Here is a 19,673-nt window from a genome sequence, read left to right on the forward strand (position 1 = left end):
CTGTTGAGGTGATCGATCTGATCTCGCTATTTTGCGAAGCGGAGCAGCCCTCGCCCTCTCGAGTAGGTAGAGATCCCCAAGAGGCGGTTCAATGGGCTGAACTTAAAATAGGCGGTGAGCAGACCATTGACGCCGATCACCCACATCGCCGCCCGCACCAATCGGCTCCGCCCGGCGAACAAGGCCAGGATGGGAAAGAAGAAACCGACGCCATAACGGATCTGTTGATCCAACCCGCCGACATTATAAGACTTCACTCCTTTGTATTTTTTTATCATACTTCCCTCCCTGCTATTCGGCACAAATGACTCCATTTTATGGTTGTGCTCGATCTCTTCCATCATAGCGCTGTCCGATCGACCGGCACAATCCCCATTTCGGATGATATCGGACCCTCATTGGGTAGTAGTCGGAAACGAACCTCAATGCTGAGGCCGGGTGATCTCTCCGGGCCGGAGTCTTTATCCGGTACAGGGCTTTGTTGACTTCCTTTTGTCAGAGGCCTATACTATCGTCCCTTAAGAAGAGAGCCACATCTCCCTCTGGGTCTATCATTAGTGAAAATAAACCGGGTCGCGTTGTCTTAAGAGATAAGATATTGAGCGGGAAGACCGAATCGCGACAGCGGCTCCCCGCCCCCTCTTTCGGTTGAGAATACAAGATGGCATCTGAGGTTCAACCTGCTGCCGGGCTTCCTGTCCCCGGCACTCCCACCGAGCTGCGGCGGGATGTCTCGGTCTGGGGCTCCTTTACTTGGGGCTATGCCGATGTGGGAGCGGATGTCTATGTCGCCTTAGGCCTGGTGATGGGCGCCGCCCACGGCGCGGCACCGCTCGCCTTTCTGGCCGCCGGCTGCGTCTATATCCTCATCGGCTTTGCCTATACCGAGCTTGCCTCGGCCTATCCAGTCGCCGGAGGAGGACAGTACTACTGTCTTCGGGGCCTGGGAGATATCTGGGGATTCATCGCGGGATCGGCACTGCTCCTCGATTATACGATCGACATCGCGCTGTTTGCCGCCGCTTCCGCCGGCTACATCAACTTCTTTTTTCCCGCCATCCAGCAATTTTCGATCGATCTCGGCCCCTTCCAAGGGATCAACCTCCTCTGGGCGGCCGAATCGCTTCTGCTGATTGTCCTTCTGATGGTCCTCAACATCCGCGGCATTCGAGAATCGTCCTTATTTAACTCGTTGATCGGCGCCGTCGATATGGTGATGGAGGGAAGCATCATTGTCCTCGGCTTTCTCTTCGCCTGGAGACCGGAAAAGGTCGTCTATCAATTTCAAAACGAATTTCCGTCGACCGAGCAATTCTTCTATGCCGTCTCGGTGGCGATTATCTCTTATGTCGGCCTGGAGTCGATCTCTCAAGCGGCCCAGGAGACGCGACGGCCCGCGACGATCATCCCGCGGACCTCGATCGCACTCATCTTTGTGGTTCTTCTCTTCGCCCTCTCGTTTCCGGTCCTCAGCCTGGGAATCGTAGACTGGCAGACCCTCGCGGAGCGCGAATCGGATCCGGTCGCCGCCCTCGCCAGCGCCATCCCCTACGTCGGTTTTTTGGCCGGACAGGCCGCTGCGGTGTTGGGGGCGACGATTGTGTTGATCTCCGCCAACACCGGGGTCATGGGCGCCTCGCGACTGACCTACAGCATGAGCGAATTTCATCTGCTCAGCCCCTGGTTCAATGCGGTCCACCCGAAATATCGGACTCCGGTCCGAAGCGTTGTCTTCTTTTCCGGGGTCGCCGCCGTTGAAGCCATCTTCAGTTTCTTGTCGGGCCCGAAGGCGATGGATACGATGGTGAACATGTATGCTTTCGGCGCCACCCTCGCCTATTTTCTTAGCTTCATTGCCCTGATTGCACTTCGGATCAAAGATCCCTATACTCCTCGGCCTTATCGGATGCCGTTTAATATTAAGGTGAAGGGATATTACATCCCGGTCCTCGGCACGGTCGGGGCGCTCGCCACCGTCGGAATGCTCGGCGTGGTCATCTGGACGCATGCGCTCGGCCGGATCGCCGGGCCCGGCTGGATCATTCTCTGGTTGGGGATTTATTTCTGGTACCGGTGGAAAAATGGGCTGCCGATGCTTCGGAGCGTCCCACGGGATTGGGAAAAGGACCAAATCGCCATCCTCACCTCCGCCGAAGAGTTCGATCTGCTCGAGCAATACAAGCTCGCGTTGGCGGAGCGAAACAAGAAAGAGTTAAAACATGTTACAAAATAGAGCGCGTTTTCGCTCTCTTTTTCGATCGTTGACACTGCGGGACCGGGTCATGCTGATCAACATGTTCCTCTACTTCCTGGTCGGGGGAACGCTCCTCTACCGCGCCTTTTTCCGGCATGCCGCCTGGCCGGCCTACCTGATCGCCGTCCTCTTTATTCTCGCCGGAAGCTATCGGTTCTACTCCCTCTACAAAGCGCTTATGAGAATCCCCGTCGATCCGGAGGCGTCATTAAAATGATTGCCCAGATCCATCCGTTGGGAGCCGCCATTGCCCTCTTTTTTGTCGTCTCGCTTTTTTCGATCCTCTGGTGGATGCTCCACCCGCCCCTCTATATTCCGGCGGCCGCCGCGAAGGCGCGGCGCTCTGTTTTTGCAGTGAAGAAAATCTTGGTGCCGACGGTCGGTCTTCCCTATGCGGAACGGGGGGTCGAGCTTGCCTGCCGCCTCGGCAGCGAGCAGGGGGCCGAGATCCTCCTCACCTATGTCGTCGAAGTGCCGCGTACGATGCCGCTCGGGATTCCGCTGCCGGAGGCGGAACAGGAAGGAAACGAGGCATTGGAGCGAGCGAGCTCCATCGTCAAGCTCCATGGCCTTCCCTCTCAGAAAATCCTCCAGAGGGCCCGCTTGGCGGGGGAGGAGATTGCCCGCATTGCGCGGGAACGCGACATCGATATGATTATCTTGGGGATCCGATCCGATCCGGGCCTGAAAGGAGAGCTGCTGGGAAGAACGTCGGATATCATCTTACGGCACTCTCCGTGCGAGGTGGTCATCGACAAGCTGCCGAAGGAGAGTTGATCGGGAGCGCCGATCGATCGACGGCGTCCCTGAATGTTTCCCCTTTGACTTCGAAGGACAAACGATTATACTCTAGACAGAATAGAATGAGGGTGCAATGAACATCATAATTCTCGGCTCGGGCCGATTGGGCTCCCGTCTCGCCAACTCCCTGGTGCAAAAAGGACATAAGATCGTCATCGTCGATGCGGAGGAGACGAAGTTTAAGAATCTGGAGGAGCACGAAAAGATTCAGCGGGTCAGCGGAAATATCTTCAACGAGGAGACGGCGAGCCTCGTCTTCTCCGAGCAGGCCGACGTCTTCATCGCCGTCACCGGAAGTGACAATGTAAACCTAATGGTCGCCCAAGCGATGCAAAAAAAATACAAAATTCCCAGGGTCCTTATTCGCGTCTTCGATCCCACCCTCTCCTCGGTCTACCATGATCTCGGTATGGAAACGGTCTGTCCGACGAATTTTGCGTTGCAGGAGATGTTGAAGACCCTGGAGAAGGGGGTCTGACATGTATATCATCGTCGTCGGAGGGGGAAAGGTCGGCTACAACCTGACAAAGCTCCTTTTGGCAGAGGAACATGAAGTCCTCTTGATTGAAAAAGACAAAACAAAGACGCCGGGGCTGTCCAGGGAATTCGGGGAAGCGCTGATGGAGGGAAACGGCTCTCGGGTCAGTGTTCTGAGGGAAGCGGGGGCCAATCGCGCCGATGTGCTGGTCGCCGTCACCGGCGCCGACGAGGACAACCTCGTCATCTGTCAGGTCGCCAAAGCGGTCTTTAAATGCCCCCGGACGATCGCCCGGGTCAATGATCCGATGAACGAATCGCTCTTCTCCGCGTTGGGAATCGACGCCACCGTCAGCTCCACCCGACTGATTGATTCGCTGATTGAGGAGCAGGTGAAGGCGGAGGACATGGTCATCCCGCTGGTGACCCTTCGCGCCGGGAACGTTGAAATTATTGAAGTCGATCTCTCACGCTCTTCTCACTTCATGGGAAAGAAGGTGAGGGAAATCCAGCTCCCCGAAGGGTCGATCTTTATCTCCATCATCCGCGGGGATGAAATTATCATTCCAAAGGGAGAGACCGAGCTCATCCCGGGCGACAAAGTCGTGGCATTGGTCCGGAAAGAGGCGGAACAAGCCCTCCGGGAAATGCTCTAGCCGACGGCATGGCGCGTCCGCCCTCTCTCAGGCCCCAGGCCGATTCCCTCGGCGTCTCTGCAGCGCCTTGACCCGCCCCGATTCCCCTTGACAGGATCACCAGGGATTCGTTACCATCCCTAGACTCAACGATGAAGATCGCAATCGCCTCCGACCACGCCGGATTTGGCCTTAAAAGCCGCATCATCCGCTACCTGACCGAAAAGAAGGTGGAAACCCTCGATTTGGGAACCCACAGCCGCGATTCGGTCGATTATCCGGATTATGCGACGCGGGTCGCTGAATCGGTTTCCAAAGGGGAGGTCGACCGCGGCATCTTGATCTGCGGCACCGGGATCGGCATGTCGATTGCGGCGAATAAATTCCAAAGGGTCCGCGCCGCCCTCTGCCACAACGATGCCACTGCGGAGGCCAGCCGACGCCACAACGACGCCAATATCCTGGTATTGGGAGAGCGGGTCCTCGACGAAGAAAAAGCGATCGAGATTCTTCGGATCTGGCTCACGACCGAATTCGAGGGGGGACGGCACCAAAACCGGCTCGATAAAATTCAATCGATTGAGGCCTCTCAGCAGACGGAACCCCGGTCTTCCGAAGGGTATTAATGGCCTTCCAAAACAGCCTGGCGAAAATCTTTTCGAACGAATAGGGTAGGAATCGATATGAGCGAAGGGAAGGATTTAAGTTTAAAAGAGGTCGACCCCGAAGTCGCAGAGGCGATCCTCCAAGAATCGAAACGGGAAGACGACAAGATCGTCTTGATCGCTTCGGAGAATCACGTCAGCCGGGCCGTCTTGGAGGCGCAGGGCTCGGTGATGACCAACAAATATGCCGAAGGCTATCCAGGGCGGCGCTACTACGGCGGCTGCCAATATGTCGATGTGGTCGAATCGCTCGCCATCGAGCGGGCCAAGCGGCTCTTCGGCGCCGAGCATATCAATGTACAGCCCCATTCCGGCTCCCAGGCGAACATGGCGGTCTACTTCGCGATGCTCAAGCCGGGCGACACGATTCTCGGGATGAGCCTCGCCCATGGCGGGCACCTGACCCACGGCAGCCCGGTGAATTTTTCGGGAATGCTCTACCGGGTCGTCTCCTACGGCGTCCGGAAGGAGACCGGCCGGATCGATTATGAAGAGGTCGCGGCGACCGCCGAGCGGGAGCGGCCGAAGATGATCGTCGTCGGCGCCTCCGCCTATTCGCGCATTCTGGATTTCCCCAAATTCAGAGAGATCGCCGATCGGGTCGGCGCGACGTTGATGGTCGACATGGCCCATATTGCCGGGCTGGTGGCGGCAAAAGCCCATCCCTCTCCGGTCCCCTACGCCGATTTCGTCACGACGACCACCCACAAGACATTGCGCGGCCCCCGCGGCGGCATGATCCTCTGTCGCGAGCAATATGCCAAGGCGATTGACAAGGCGATCTTCCCCGGCATTCAAGGAGGCCCGTTGATGCATGTCATCGCCGCAAAGGCGGTCGCCTTTAAGGAAGCGCTGACCGATGAATTCGCCGTCTACCAAAAACAGATCGTCGCCAACGCCGCCGCCCTGGCGAGTGGATTGATCTCCCGAGGCTATCAGATCGTCTCCGGCGGAACCGACAATCACCTGATGCTCGTCGATCTGAGCCAACAGGGAATTACCGGGAAAGAGGCGGAAGAGGCGCTCGACCTCGCCGGAATCACGGTCAACAAAAATGCCGTTCCTTTCGACGAACGCCCGCCATCGCAGGCGAGCGGCATCCGGCTCGGTACCCCGATTGTGACGACGCGCAAAATGAAGGGGAAAGAGATGGATGAAATCGCCTCTTTCATCGACACCGTTCTTCGCCACCGGAAAGAGGAGACGGTGTTGGGGCAGATCCGGCAACAGGTCCAGTCGCTCTGCAAACGCTTTCCACACTAAGGGGCGGATGGGGATGAGCGCTTGACCCCAACCGTCCGCCACAGGGATTCGTCGTGCAATGTCCGTTCTGCAGTCATGTGGAAGATAAGGTGGTCGACTCCCGCCTGAGCAAAGAGGGGGAGGTGATCCGGCGGCGTCGGGAGTGCCTTCATTGCCAACGGCGCTTCACCACCTATGAGCGGGTCGAAGAGATCTTTCCGATGGTGATCAAAAAAGACGGCCGGCGCGAGCCGTTCGATCGGCAAAAGATCTTCGCCGGCCTCAAGAAAGCGTGCGAGAAGCGGCCGGTCAGCATCGACCTGCTGGAGTCGGTCGTCACCCGGATTGAGAAGAAGATCCAAGAGCGGGGGGAGAGCGAAATCGAAAGCCGCATCGTCGGCGAAGAGGTCATGCGACAGCTGCATGGGATCGACCAGGTCGCTTATGTCCGGTTCGCCTCTGTTTATCGTGAATTCAAAGATGTCGGCCAATTCCTCTCCGAGCTGAAGAACCTCCTCAACGAGCAGGGACAAGAGAAACAGGGGGTCGCAGAGGGAAACAAAGGATAAGGAAGATTTAAGAACGTCAGCACGGATTGAATTCGAGTTGAAATAAAAAGGGATGGAGCCTGCACTCCATCCCTTTTTATTTTCCCGGCAGGCCGTTTAGAATTAGGAAAAGAGGAGCACCCCGATCAAAACCGCGACGAGGTTGATCACTTTGATCATCGGGTTGATCGCCGGACCGGCGGTGTCTTTATAAGGGTCGCCGACCGTATCGCCGGTGACCGCCGCCTGGTGCGCCGGGCTCTTCTTTCCGCCGTAATGTCCTTCTTCAATATACTTCTTCGCATTGTCCCAGGCCGCCCCGCCGGAGGTCATCGAGATCGCCACGAAGAGACCGGTGACGATGCTTCCGACCAATACCCCGCCGAGCGCCTTCGGGCCGAGGATCACCCCGACGACGAGCGGAACCAGCACCGGAATGAGGGAGGGGACCATCATCTTCTGGATCGCCGCAATCGTCACGATGTCGACGCACCGCGCATAATCGGGCTTCCCGGTTCCCTCCATGATCCCTTTGATCTCTCGAAACTGCCGTCGGACCTCTTCGACGATCGCGCCGGCCGCCTGTCCGACCGCCTTCATCAGAAAAGCCCCGAAGAGAAAGGGAAGCATCCCGCCGATAAAGAGGCCGACCAGGACGAGCGGATCGGAGAGATCGAAGACCATCGCCGTTCCCCCCTTCGATACGGAACGGGTGTACTCCGAGAAAAGAACAATCGCGGCGAGCCCGGCGGAGCCGATCGCATATCCTTTGGTCACCGCCTTGGTGGTGTTTCCGACGGCGTCGAGCGGATCGGTGACGTTCCGGACCGCTTCTCCCATGTTCGCCATCTCGGCGATTCCCCCCGCATTGTCGGTGATCGGGCCGAATGAGTCGATCGCGACGACGATACCGGCCATCGTCAACATCGCCTCCGCCGCAATGGCGACGCCGAAGAGCCCTGCGAGGTAATGGCTGCCGAGGATCGCGGCGGCGATCACCAGAACCGGCGCCGCGGTCGCCTGAAGCGACACCGCGAGGCCGGCGATGATGTTGGTCCCATGTCCGGTGACCGAAGCCTTGGCGATCTCCTGGACCGGGCTGAATTTCTTTGCGGTATAGTAATCGGTGATCACCACCAGCGCCATCGTGACGCCGAGGCCGATGAGGGCGGCGAGGTAATAATTCATCGCGCCGATCCCGCCGACGCCGTTCATGAGCCAAGCGGTCACCGGGTAGAAGGCGATGGCGGAGAGAATCCCGGTCGCGACGAATCCCTTATAAAGCGCCGGCATGATCCCGCCCCCCGGCCCGAGCTTTACGAACCAGCTCCCGATGATCGTCATCAAAATCGCCGCCCCGCCGAGGACCAAAGGAAATAAGATCGCCCCCTTGGCGCCGGGGTAGAGCAGGTGAGCGAGCGCCATCGTCGCGACCGTCGTCACGGCATAGGTCTCAAAAAGATCGGCCGCCATGCCGGCGCAGTCGCCGACATTGTCCCCGACATTGTCGGCGATCACCGCCGGATTGCGCGGATCGTCTTCCGGAATTCCGGCCTCCACCTTTCCGACCAGATCGGCCCCGACGTCGGCCGCCTTGGTATAGATGCCGCCGCCGACCCGGGCAAAGAGCGAGATCAGGCTCCCCCCCAACCCCAGCGAGAGAAGCGCCGGAATCGTCTTCTCTTCTCCAGCGATCATCGAGGCGAGCGCATAAAATCCGGTAACCGCCAAAAGACCGAGACCGATCAGCAACAGCCCGGTCACCGCGCCGCCGCGGAAGGCGACATTCAGGGCGGCGTTCATCCCCTGGTGGGCCGCCTGCGCCGTGCGGGCGTTGGCGCGGACCGCCACCATCATTCCGACATAGCCTGAAATGCCGGAGGCGACCCCGCCGACCAAGAAGCCGATCGCGGTGAGAAAACCAAAATGATCGGACCAAAGGCCCGAGACCCAAAGGAGGACGAAGAGGACCGCTGCAACGACCGCGATCGTTTTAAACTGCCGGGCCATATAGGCTTGCGCCCCTTCCTGGATGGCGGCTTGAATCTTCTTCATCTCGGGGGTGCCGGCATCGAGCTTCATCACCCAGAACGAGAGGTAAGCGGCATAGGCGATCCCGATCCCGGCGCAAATCAGTGAGAAGAGTATGACGAACGATGTGGTCTCCATGATCTTCTGTTCTCCTATAATGAGAGGTAACGCAAAACCGCGCTTCCGGGAAGATTCCCGCTACGAAAAAAATAAAAAGCCGATCAACAAAAAAAGCGGCATTAAAATCACAACGGAGTACTTCGTATAGCCTAAAAACGTCGGAACCGCAATCCCCGCCTGCGTGGCGATCGTCTTCACCAGGAAATTCGGCGCATTCCCGATATAGGTCATCGCGCCGAAGAGGACCGCCCCGGCCGAGACGGCTCTCAGATAAATTGCATGCTCCGTCAGAAAGCGGCCGACATCGCCGTTCAGATCGATATTGAGGTGGTAAAGGCCGAATGCGGCGCTTAGAAAGGTGAGATAGGTGGGGGCATTGTCCAACATCGCCGAGAGAAGACCGGTGATCCAGAAAAATTGGATCGGCGCCGAGAGGCCGAGTTCGGCGGCATTGGATGTGAGCCAGTCAAGCGTCGGAATCATCGTCATAAAGATACCGAAAAACAAAATCGCCACCTCTTTGATCGGAATAAAATTAAAGCCGTTCCTCTCGAGGATCTCCTTCTTCGACAAGGCATAACCGGCCATCGCCGACACAATCAGAGAAATCTCCCGAAGCGGAGAAGGCTGAAAAAGAGAAATCAAGATGATGATCAAAAACAGGAAATTAATCTTTCCCTCGATCCAAACCGTCTTTTCCCCCTCCTCCTGTTCGGACGAGTTCGTCGCCGCGAGCGCCGGGGTCCGTCGATCGATGAGGTAAAAGAGCCCCAGCAACATCGCCACGCTCACCCCCCAGATCGGCCAGAGCGCCTGCAGCGGCCAGAAAAACGGAATCCCTTTCAGATAACCGAGAAAGAGAGGAGGGTCTCCCACCGGCGTCAACATCCCGCTGACGTTCCCGACCAGGAAGATAAAAAAAACGAGATGATAACCGTGCACCCGCCCTCTGTTCATCCGCAGATAGGCCCGGATGAGGAGCACGGAAGCACCCGTCGTTCCGACCAGGTTCGAGAGAATCGAACCAATCAGGAGAAGGCCGGTGTTCATCAGGGGGGTCGCCCTCTTCTGGATATGAACCCAGACGCCGCCGGTGACGGTGTAAAGCGATCCGACCAGGGCGATGAAGCTGATATATTCTGAAGCGGTATTCCACACCCGCCCGGTTTCCCCCCGCCCCGCCGAATAATAGACGGCGATCAAACACCCCAATCCGAGCGCCACCGGCGGGTAATTGTGCTCCCACCACGTTTCATGGATAAACGGGGCCACGGCGATCATCAGGAGAAGAAGCCAGAAAGGGATCATCCAGAGCGGATGAACGGGAGAAGGGGTCGCCTCGCTTGCGGCCCAGAGCGGCTCCGCAAGGCCGACGCCGTACACGATCAGGAAAACGCACGCTGCTTTCATCTTCTCCCGGATCAAAATTTCACATTTTAAGGAGAGATTTTATTATTTGTCAAGGCCTTTCCTCCCTCAACTTGTCAGCCGAGATCCATTTGGGATAGAATAAGGCCTTTCAATCTATTTTAAGAAAAGACCCATCATTCGTAATTGAACTTTTTGGAGAAGCGCGTGACGAATGTGGCGATCATCGGCGGCGGACGCGGCGGGACCTCTCTGATTGAGATCTTCTACAATGACCCGCTGGTCCGGATCGTCGGGGTGGCCGATGTCGACAAAGGGGCGCCGGGAATCCGCCTCGCCCGAAAGTTCAAGATTCCGGTCACCCAAGATTACCGAAAGCTCCTCCGGTCGAAACAGGTCGATCTGGTGATCGATGTCACCGGAAACGAATCGCTCGAAGAGATCCTCCATGCCTCCCGCCGTCCCGGGGTGGCGATCATCGGGGGACCTTCGGCGAAATTTATGTGGCAGTTGATTGAAGAGCGGATCAAAAGCAAAGATGAGATTGAACGGCACCTCCTCGAATACCAGTCGCTCTACCGCCTCTATGTAAAAGAGGTCGAGCTCGCCATTGCAGAGGAGCGGACGCGGATCGCCTGCGACATCCACGACGGATTGGTCCAGACCTTGGTCGGATTAAACTACCGCCTCGACTACTGCGCCGATCAGATGGAGAAGCAGCCGGCGGTGGCGCTTCAAACGATCCGGGAGACCAAATCGCTCCTCAAAGAGGCCATCTCCGAGGCCCGGGAGGTCGTCTTCAATCTCCGGCCGATTTATCTCGACCGCGCCGGCTTTTTTCCGTCGATCAAAAAATATCTAAAAACGTATACGCGGCAATATCAAATCGAGACCCGACTTGACGCGGCCGGCGAGGAAGCCGACGTTCCCTCACAGGCAAAGATCTTCGTCTTCCGGATTGTCCAGGAAGCGCTCGCCAATGTTCAAAAACATGCGCGGGCCAAGCAGGTCGAAATCCGAATTCAAATCTATCCGAAGCGGCTCACCGCCACCATTGCCGACGATGGGATCGGCTTTGATTTCAAGTTAAACAAGCTCGACCTGCCCGCCTCCAATTCTTTCGGCCTGAAGTCGATCATGGAGCGCGCCCGGCTGCTCGGGGGCAAAGCGTCGATTATCAGCCGCAAGGGGCAAGGAACGCAAGTTCGGATTGAAATCCCCCTCTCCAAAGAGGAGAGACCGTGAGTAAAATCCGAATTCTGATCGCCGACGACCATCGCGTGGTCCGAGAGGGACTGGCCGCCATTCTGAAGAGCCGGAGCGACATGGATGTGATCGGCGAGGCGACCAACGGGATCGAGGTCATCGAGAAGGCCAAAGCGCTCCGGCCGGATGTGATCCTGATGGATGTCTCGATGCCGCAAATGAATGGAATCGAAGCGACCCGGGCGATTCGAAAGCTTCTCCCCCAGATTGGAATCGTCGTCCTCACAATGCACGATGATGATGCAACGATCTTCGACCTGGTCGGCGCCGGCGTCCATGGCTATATCTTGAAAGAGGCCGACTCTTCCGAGGTGGTCAAGGCGATTCAATCGATTTACCGGGGAGAGTCGGTGATTCATCCCTCCATCGCACGAAAGCTCTTGGTGGAATTCTCCGAGACCGGCCGGTCGGCCCATTCGAGCAACGAAAAGAAAGCGCCGGCGCGCCACGCATACAACCTCAGCGCCAGAGAAATTGACGTCCTGCGGCGGGTGGCGAAGGGGAAAACCAACAAAGAGATCGCCGGCGACTTAACGCTGAGCGAGAAGACGATCAAAAACCATGTCAGGAATATCTTTCATAAGATGCGGGTCTTTGATCGGACCGAGGCGGCAATCAAAGGGGTTCAGGAGGGAATCATCAACCTCGAGCGAGGGCGGGGGATCGAAGAGAAGGGAGATCCCCCGAACGGACGGTAGAAGACAAAAAAAGAGACCCGGTAAATACGATCTACCGGATCTCTTGCTGTCTCTCGGCGACTAGCGAACGACCACTTCCTTTGCAAGCAGTCGCGCCCCTTCCATCTGAAAGGTGACCACCGCTTTATCGTTCACCTTGACCCCCTTTAGAAGCGCGGCCGGTGCCGTAAATTGAATCGGTTTTCCGGTCTCGGCGTCGATTAATGTGATTGCTCCCTCCGGAGCATTGATCGCTTTTACAACCCCCACATGCTTATCGGGTCCCATCGAGGAGCAGGCCCAACCATCACCCAGGCCGACCCAAACCGCACCCATGATCATCAATCCAACAATTGCTATTTTTTGCCCTATTTTTTGATTCATTTTTCTCACCCCCCTTTCAGGTCAAATCGTAGCCTTTTCGTTCGACTGAGTCAACCCCTTCCATTTCACTAAACTGGGGGCCACTTTCCACTTTTATGCAAATCTTTTCTCTTTTTAAATGAAAACCTGAATTCTCTTTAAAGAAGAGCTTCAGCATCTTGTGGAGAATAAGGCAAAATTCGGGAATAAGACCCCATTTTTAGGTCGGTCCGCTGTTTGCAACCTGACGATAACATGGCTAATGAGACCCCTCTGGGGAAACGATCGGCAGCCGAGCAGATGCCGGCGGTCGTATTAGGTGAGATGGGACTGGTTCGATGCCTCGGAGAATGGGGCATCCCCTGTATCGTCATCGCCTGCAGCGAAGACCATCTCGCCTTTGCCTCGCGATATTGTATTAAATCGGTCGTCGTGCCGAGCTTCAATCCCGACTGTCAGGAAACGCGCGATCAGTTGCTGCGGATCGGACGACGGCTCGGTCGCGCGATCCTTTTCTGCAACGGCGAGCCTGACTTTCTCTTCGTCTCCAAAAACCGGCATCTTCTCTCCCCCTATTTTCTCATCGACCTCCCGACCGAAAAGCAGGCCGATGCCCTGGTGGACAAAGGACTTTTCTACCGGATGGCGGCGGAGCATCGCTTTCCGATTCCGCGAACCTGGCAGCCGCAGGATGCGGCGGAATTCGAATCGATTCTCCCCGAACTCCCCTTTCCCTGCATCCTCAAACCGATGCAACAGGTCTACTGGAAATCTCCCCGCTTTCAAGCCCGTTATGGAACAGGGGTGAAGGCGATCCAGGTCGAGAAGCCGGAGCACCTCCGATTCCTCTATCGTGAGATCGTCTCGTTTCACCCGGACCTGTTGATCCAGGAATATATCCCGGGCGGAGACGATCATCTCTACTTCTTCGATGCCTATCTGAATGCCCGCTCGGAGCCGATCGGTTACTTTGTTGCGCAGCGGATCCGGACCTATCCGATCCACTGCGGGATCAGCACCTTGGCGCAGACGGTTTTCCATCCGGAGATCGCGCGGATCGGCCTGCACGTCTTAACATCGATTGGGTACCAGGGGGCCGCTCATCTTGACTTCAAAGTCGACCACCGCGACCGCTCCGTCCATCTGCTCGAAATCAATCCTCGGTTCGGTCTCGCCATCGATCTCGGAGCGCGCGCCGGAATCAACCTTCCGATTCGGGCCTACCTCTCGCAGCTCGGCCGGCCCCCTCATTTTAAGGCGGCCTACCAAACGGGGATGAAGTGGATCGACATAAAAAGCGATCTCAAAGCACTCCAGCACTATCTCAAAACGGAGGAATGGACTCTCCGAAGCTGGCTTAAATCGCTGCGCGGTCCGAAGATGTTTCGAATCTGGAATGCCCGCGATCCGCAGCCCGCCCTGGTCTCCACCCGACGGTTCCTTCAAAGCCAAATCCGAAGGGTCACACAACGCTTTCGACGAAACGCGCGTCCTGCTTAAAAACCGATGAATGCATTCAGCCGAATCGACCGGCGCGGGGATCTCTCCCCCACGAAAGCCGGGAACCGTCCAGATTTCGACATTACAGAAGGGGATAGCCGAGCTTCTTAATCCCGGCGAGGATTTCCCGGTTATGTTTGGCGCCGCGGGTCTCCAGCGCGAGCTCCACCCGCGTTTTTGAGAGAGGAAGATTTAAAGAGAGCCGGTCGTGGACGATATGAATGATGTTCGCGCCGAGCCCGCCGATCGCGGCGCTCAATCCGGCCAACGCGCCGGGGCGATCGGGAAGGGCCACCGAGAGACGGAGGAGCCGCCCGGTGCGAACCAGACCCCGCTCGATGATCCGCTCGAAGAGGGTCACGTCGATATTGCCGCCGCTGACAAGAAGGCAGACCGGCCCGCGGACCCGCCCGACATGGTTCAGCAGGGCCGCCAGGGCGACGGCGCCGGCCCCTTCGGCGATGATCCGTTTGTGTTCCATGAGAAGAAGAATCGCCTCGGCGATCTCTTCCTCCTGCACGGAAAACATCTCATCGACATAACGGCTTAAAAGAGGCCGGGTCCGGCGGCCCGGCTGCTTCACCGCAATGCCGTCGGCGAGCGTCGGCCGCGAGGGGGCGGTGACGCCGATGACACGGACCTTAGGAAGACATGATTTGACCGCAGCCCCGATCCCGCCGGCCAGCCCTCCCCCGCCGACCGGAACGATCACCGTTGCCAGCTCCGGGAGCGCTTCGACCATCTCCAATCCGATCGTCCCCTGCCCTGCGATGACGGCGTCATCGTCAAACGGGTGAATGAAGATCTTCTCCTCCGCCCGCTCCATCTGATGCGCCCGCCGCATCGCGTCGTCGAAATTCTCTCCATCGATCACCAGCCGCGCCCCGTAGGAACGGGTCGCCTCCTGCTTGGCGATAGAAGCCCCTTTCGGCATGACGATCGTCGAGGCGATGCGGAACGTTTTGGCTGCCAGCGCCACCCCCTGCGCATGATTTCCGGCTGAAGCGGTGATCACCCCGCGGCGGCGCTCCGCCGGTGTGAGGCGAGAGAGGCGATTGACCGCGCCTCGGATTTTAAATGAACCGGTTTTCTGGAGGTTTTCCAGCTTCAGATAAACCGGCACGCCTGCCCGCAGGCTCAACGAGCGGGAGTGAACCAGCGGCGTGCGATCCGCGGAGGCGGCGATGATCTCCCGTGCCGCCTCGATCTCCTTCAATCCAATCACCTTCTCCCCTTTCCTTTCAGGATTATTGCCGTTTACTTTATCATAGATCGATCGGGTCCTGAAAGCGGGCAACAAACCTCGCCAAAACAACGCTTTAAATTGACAATGAAAAGAGAGAGACGATATACTCAGAGACGATTTCCAATCACGACACGGTTGTTCTCGTTAAGGGAGTCGATCGTTTTTCGCCCCCGATCATTCGGCGCCTTTCGGAACCTCTGTTTCCTGAAACGCACCGGAAGAGGGGATCTCCGTTTCAGCCTACGCCGAACCTTATTGCCAGAGGGTAACAGGTCAGAATGGGAAAACCGCTCCGCGTCCTGTTCATCGAAGATTCTGAAGAGGATATGGTCCTGCTGATGGCCGAACTGCGACAGGGTGGATACGATTTGACTGCCGAGTGTGTCACCACCCCCGAGGCGCTCCGCGCGGCCCTAAAGCGGGAGAGCTGGGATCTCGTGATTACCGACTATACGATGCCCCAGTTGAGCCCCGCGGCCGCACTCGCGCTCCTCAAAGAAGATGGAATTGATATCCCCTTTATTATCGTGACCGGCGCGAAAGGGGAAGAGAACGCCGTGGCGACGGTGAAGGCCGGCGCCCACGATTTTATTTTAAAGGGGAACCTCTCACGCCTGGTTCCTGCGGTGGCGCGGGAGCTGCGCGACGCGGAGTTGCGCCAGGAGCAACGTCGGGCCGAGCAGGCGATCCAGCACCTCGCCTATTACGACCCGCTGACCGACCTTCCGAACCGGACGTTGCTGCACGACCGACTCCAACAAGCGATCCTCTCAGCCCGCCGCGAGGGAAAGTCGCTCGCGCTACTCGTCATGGACCTGGATCGTTTTAAAGAGATCAACAACCTGCTCGGCCATCACTACGGCGACCTGGTGCTGCAGCAGATCGGCCCACGGCTGCGCGAAGCCCTTCGCCAATCGGATACCGTGGCGCGATTGGGAGGAGACGAATTCGCCGTTCTTCTTCTTTCGATCGGCTCGGATGCGGCGGTCCTCACCGCCCAGAAAATTCTCAAGCAGTTCACCAGTCCGTTCGTGGTGGAATGCCTTTCGCTTGAGGTCGCCACCAGCATCGGCATCGCTCTCTTTCCCGAGCACGGCGAAGAATCGAGCACCCTGTTGCGTCGGGCCGACATGGCCATGTATGCGGCGAAGCAGGCCGGAAGCGGCTATGCGGTTTACTCCTCTGTGCATGAGCAGCAAAGCTCCAGCCACCTGATCCTTATGGGGGATCTGCGCCACGCCATCGATCGAGACGAACTGTTCCTTGTCTATCAGCCCAAAATCAATCTTCGGACCGGCTGCATCATCGGCGTAGAAGCGCTGGTCCGATGGCGGCATCCGATCCGAGGGATCATCCTCCCCGACCAATTCATCTCTTTATCGGAGCAGGGGGGCCTTATCAAGCCGCTCACCCTCTGGGTGCTCAACAACGCGTTGCAGCAGTGTCGGCGTTGGCGGCAGGCCGGGCAGCGGCTCTCTGTGGCGGTGAATCTATCGGCCCGAAGCCTTCAGGACCCGCAGCTTCCCGAACAGGTCTTTAAACTCCTCCAATTTCACGATGTGGAGCCCAGTTCGCTTGAATTGGAAATTACCGAAAGTGTCCTCATGACCGATCCGCTCCGCGCCATGGAGACCTTGCATCACCTGAGCAAGATGCAGGTCCGCCTTTCGATCGACGACTTCGGAACAGGTTATTCCTCGCTCGGATACCTGAGAAAGCTTCCCGTCGAAGAGATTAAAATAGACAAGTCGTTCGTGAGAGACATGGCCGATGAAGAAGATGACGCGATGATCGTCCGCTCGACGATTGACCTCGCGCATAACCTCGGCCTTCGCGTCGTCGCCGAAGGGGTCGAAAGCCAAGGAATTTGGGATCGTCTGGTGGCGCTCGGCTGCGATGCGGCCCAGGGATATTTGATGAGCCGCCCGCTCTCCCCCAGCGACCTCGCCGATTGGCTCAACGGCTCCCCCTGGGGCCTGAAGGAACTCTCTGCTGGAAACGAGCAGGAACTCCCGCACTCATAAACCGATCGCTCCGCTCCCTCTGTTTCACTCCTTTTTTCTTCTGTACTCAAGCTTTGAAACGTCCTCCCTTTCCACTCCTGCAGTCGGTATCTTTTCATAGGAAAATTAGGGTTGATTCCCAATGGCGTTAAATATGGGATCTGATACCCTTTCGCATCGATTGGAAGATCCATTTCGATCGAATTCGGCCATCTATACTGGGGTTCCATTGAAAAAAATAAAAGTCCTGATTGTTGAGGAGTATGAAGGAATCATTCAGGTCTTCCGACGCCTGCTACGAACCGCGCCAGAGATTGAAATTGTCTGGGAAGCACGAACCAGTATGGAGGCGCTGATGGCGTTAGAGGCTTTGAGACCCGATGTCATCTTGTTCAATTCTCCCGCTTCGTGGCGGCAGGCGATGAAAACCTGGAAGGAATTGAAGATTCAGGCGCCCGGCACCGCATTGCTGGTGCTCACAGGCCCGGAAAATCCAATTCAGGTGAGACAGGCGAAAACACTCGCCGTGACCTTCCTGGCGCAGGAGGAGATGGTCCGCACCTTGGTGCCGACCATTCGAAACCTCATTGAATCTTCATCGATGGAGAAATGTAGCCCGTAATGAATCACGTATCGATTCAATCGCCCCCTCAATTACTGTTTCAACCGACCGCGCTGTTGTTCTTTCCTCCAAATTATCTCACTCAAAGAAAACGCCTCACACCCATCAAAGGCGTCTCTTCTCACTAAGAAGGGGCGCCTCTTCAAAGGGCTCTCTGCCATTCCGCAGAGAGGCTGCCAGTGATGAAGCCAAGGGAGATTTCTGCGCCGAATCCCCTTCCGCTGACATCGATTTTTGCCGACAGCGAGGCGCAGAGCAACAAGAAGGAGGAGCCATGAAGAAAGTGCACCGTATTTTGTCCGCAACAGCGATCGGAGTTTTATTCCAGCTGTTTTTCTCGATGCTCGGATCGACTCAGACGGCCGAGGCGATGACCGTCTGGACCGATCACGCGACGGTGAAGATCCGGCCCAACACCCCTGCGAAACCCGATCAGTCCTCGGCCACCCTAAAAGGGGCAAAAAATGAATTTGAGTCTTTCCAGCTGGTGGTCACCGCCGACAATGGCGCGCTCTCCGGGGTCGATATCACGGTGGGAGATTTGATCGACGCTCATGGCAACTCTCTTTCCTCCGGCAATATCATGATCTACAAAGAAGCCTTCATGAACATCGGCACCCCTTCGACCATCCAAGGGGGGACGGGGGAGTGGCCCGATGCGCTGATTCCGAAGAAAGACGAATATGTCGGAGAGGTCCGAAATGCTTTTCCGCTGTCGGTGGGAGCGGGCCGAAACCAGCCGATCTGGATCGAGATTTATATCCCGGTCACGGCCGCCGCCGGGGTCTACTCCGGGTCTGCCACCGTCACTGCCGCCGGCCAGAATCCGATCATCGTCCCGATCCAGCTCACCGTCTGGGACTTCACCCTCCCCTCCGTCTCGTCTCTCAAATCGGCCTACTCGATCGATCACCATCTCCTGACCGGCGGCCACGGCCTCCCCGGCGACAGCTCGACGGAATTGAGCCAGCTCTATGTGAAAGCAAACCTGCTCCATCGGATTTCCGATAACTATCTCATCGCGCCGGAGACCCTGGGCGGGCTGAGGAACGGCGTGATCAACTGGGGACCCTTCGACGCCGCTTTCGGCCCCTTTCTCGACGGCACGGTCGCCCTGCCGGGGGGGAAACTTCCCGGAAACAAGCTCACCACCGTCCAACTGCGCGATTATGATCACCAGTATGACACCACCTACCTTCGAGATTACGCACAGCATTTTAGGGCAAAAGGATGGTTCGACCGGCTCTTCCAATACACCTATGATGAACCGAGCGACGCCAGTGGTTGGGCGGTCATTAAGCGCCGAGCCGCCGCACTGCACGAGGCCGATCCCGAGCTGCGGTCAATGGTGACGACAAGTCTCCAAAGGGGGATCGGTGGGGGCGCTGCAAGCTCGATCGATATCTTCGCTCCGACGGTCCGGTTTATTGAGGACAAGGTCATCGGGTCGGGGGTCGGTAACGAGCCGGGGCAGACCGAGTCTGGGCTCGTCGGCAACCAGCGGGGGAAATATGGGGCGGAGGTCTGGTGGTATCAGGCCTGCGGCAGCCATGGCTGCGGCATCATCGGTGGCGGGTCGCTCGACCCGCAGGGCTATCATATCGATTGGCCCTCGTACATGATCGACCTGCCGGCGATGTTCAGCCGGATCATGCAGTGGCAGAGCTTCAAGTACAACATTCAGGGAGAGCTCTACTACGACATGGTCTATGCCTTCGGAGCCGCCGATCCGTGGAAGACGCAGTACTACTTCGGCGGCAACGGAGACGGCACCCTCTACTATCCGGGCAAGCCGAGCAAGATCGGCGGGAAGACTCATATCCCCATCGAATCGATCCGCCTGAAGCTGCTCAGA

Annotated in this window: 19 protein-coding genes; 14 read left to right on the top strand and 5 right to left on the bottom strand. The window is 57.4% G+C overall.

The annotated features are described in order from the left end of the window. Positions 1-26: 26 nt before the first annotated feature. The gene (locus HY282_14425; GenBank protein ID MBI3804947.1) at positions 27-278 is read right to left on the bottom strand and encodes a DUF2892 domain-containing protein; all 252 of its coding nucleotides are present in this window, start codon (positions 276-278) and stop codon (positions 27-29) included. Positions 279-661: 383 nt separating this feature from the next. Here HY282_14425 and HY282_14430 point away from each other — a divergent pair, with 383 nt between their 5' ends. From HY282_14430 to nrdR, 8 genes are all read left to right on the top strand, one after another. Beyond that, on the top strand, positions 662-2,233 hold the full coding sequence (locus tag HY282_14430; protein MBI3804948.1) for an APC family permease: 1,572 nt from the start codon (positions 662-664) through the stop codon (positions 2,231-2,233). Continuing rightward, complete coding sequence (locus HY282_14435; protein MBI3804949.1) at positions 2,220-2,471, top strand: hypothetical protein; 252 nt, start codon at positions 2,220-2,222, stop codon at positions 2,469-2,471. Before HY282_14430 ends, HY282_14435 begins: the two co-directional genes overlap by 14 nt. Beyond that, entirely contained in the window at positions 2,468-3,031 is a 564-nt protein-coding gene (locus tag HY282_14440; protein ID MBI3804950.1) for a universal stress protein, read from the top strand. The genes HY282_14435 and HY282_14440 overlap by 4 nt, the downstream gene beginning before the upstream one ends. A 97-nt stretch (positions 3,032-3,128) precedes the next feature. Beyond that, positions 3,129-3,533, top strand: a complete 405-nt coding sequence (locus HY282_14445) for a TrkA family potassium uptake protein (protein ID MBI3804951.1) — start codon at positions 3,129-3,131, stop codon at positions 3,531-3,533. A gap of 1 nt (position 3,534) precedes the next feature. Continuing rightward, on the top strand, positions 3,535-4,188 hold the full coding sequence (locus HY282_14450) for an NAD-binding protein (GenBank protein ID MBI3804952.1): 654 nt from the start codon (positions 3,535-3,537) through the stop codon (positions 4,186-4,188). 131 nt (positions 4,189-4,319) lie between these two features. Next, positions 4,320-4,793, top strand: a complete 474-nt coding sequence (rpiB, locus tag HY282_14455; protein ID MBI3804953.1) for a ribose 5-phosphate isomerase B — start codon at positions 4,320-4,322, stop codon at positions 4,791-4,793. A gap of 57 nt (positions 4,794-4,850) precedes the next feature. After that, positions 4,851-6,095: a serine hydroxymethyltransferase gene (locus HY282_14460; GenBank protein MBI3804954.1), complete on the top strand. Its 1,245-nt coding sequence runs from the start codon at positions 4,851-4,853 to the stop codon at positions 6,093-6,095. Between the two features lie 53 nt (positions 6,096-6,148). After that, positions 6,149-6,643: a transcriptional repressor NrdR gene (gene nrdR, locus HY282_14465; protein MBI3804955.1), complete on the top strand. Its 495-nt coding sequence runs from the start codon at positions 6,149-6,151 to the stop codon at positions 6,641-6,643. 102 nt (positions 6,644-6,745) lie between these two features. Here the strand turns inward: nrdR and HY282_14470 are convergent, their stop codons facing one another. Together HY282_14470 and HY282_14475 are read right to left on the bottom strand one after the other, a co-directional pair. Continuing rightward, positions 6,746-8,791, bottom strand: a complete 2,046-nt coding sequence (locus tag HY282_14470; protein ID MBI3804956.1) for a sodium-translocating pyrophosphatase — start codon at positions 8,789-8,791, stop codon at positions 6,746-6,748. Between the two features lie 60 nt (positions 8,792-8,851). Continuing rightward, positions 8,852-10,183, bottom strand: a complete 1,332-nt coding sequence (locus HY282_14475; protein ID MBI3804957.1) for a sodium:proton antiporter — start codon at positions 10,181-10,183, stop codon at positions 8,852-8,854. Positions 10,184-10,348: 165 nt separating this feature from the next. Here HY282_14475 and HY282_14480 point away from each other — a divergent pair, with 165 nt between their 5' ends. Then, positions 10,349-11,386 (top strand): Gfo/Idh/MocA family oxidoreductase, encoded by a 1,038-nt coding sequence (locus tag HY282_14480; GenBank protein MBI3804958.1) that lies wholly within the window; start codon positions 10,349-10,351, stop codon positions 11,384-11,386. After that, entirely contained in the window at positions 11,383-12,105 is a 723-nt protein-coding gene (locus HY282_14485) for a response regulator transcription factor (protein MBI3804959.1), read from the top strand. Before HY282_14480 ends, HY282_14485 begins: the two co-directional genes overlap by 4 nt. 60 nt (positions 12,106-12,165) lie before the next feature. Here the strand turns inward: HY282_14485 and HY282_14490 are convergent, their stop codons facing one another. Beyond that, a complete protein-coding gene (locus HY282_14490) occupies positions 12,166-12,468 on the bottom strand; it encodes a hypothetical protein (GenBank protein MBI3804960.1) in 303 nt (100 codons plus the stop codon). Between the two features lie 234 nt (positions 12,469-12,702). On the opposite strand from HY282_14490, the gene HY282_14495 reads away from it, so the two are divergent. Next, positions 12,703-13,947, top strand: coding sequence for a hypothetical protein (locus HY282_14495; GenBank protein MBI3804961.1), 1,245 nt, complete (start codon positions 12,703-12,705; stop codon positions 13,945-13,947). An 82-nt stretch (positions 13,948-14,029) separates the two neighbouring features. Here HY282_14495 and HY282_14500 read toward each other — a convergent pair whose 3' ends face one another. Beyond that, positions 14,030-15,172, bottom strand: coding sequence for a threonine ammonia-lyase (locus HY282_14500; GenBank protein ID MBI3804962.1), 1,143 nt, complete (start codon positions 15,170-15,172; stop codon positions 14,030-14,032). Positions 15,173-15,471: 299 nt separating this feature from the next. Here HY282_14500 and HY282_14505 point away from each other — a divergent pair, with 299 nt between their 5' ends. The 3 genes from HY282_14505 to HY282_14515 form a co-directional block, all read left to right on the top strand. Continuing rightward, a complete protein-coding gene (locus HY282_14505; protein ID MBI3804963.1) occupies positions 15,472-17,217 on the top strand; it encodes an EAL domain-containing protein in 1,746 nt (581 codons plus the stop codon). A 208-nt stretch (positions 17,218-17,425) separates the two neighbouring features. Then, on the top strand, positions 17,426-17,818 hold the full coding sequence (locus HY282_14510; GenBank protein MBI3804964.1) for a hypothetical protein: 393 nt from the start codon (positions 17,426-17,428) through the stop codon (positions 17,816-17,818). Between the two features lie 274 nt (positions 17,819-18,092). Continuing rightward, a partial coding sequence (locus HY282_14515) for a DUF4091 domain-containing protein (protein ID MBI3804965.1) occupies positions 18,093-19,673 on the top strand: 1,581 nt, incomplete at its 3' end.

It is taken from the genome of Candidatus Manganitrophaceae bacterium, from assembly GCA_016200325.1.
In the GTDB taxonomy this organism is placed as follows: Bacteria; Nitrospirota; Nitrospiria; order SBBL01; family Manganitrophaceae; genus Manganitrophus.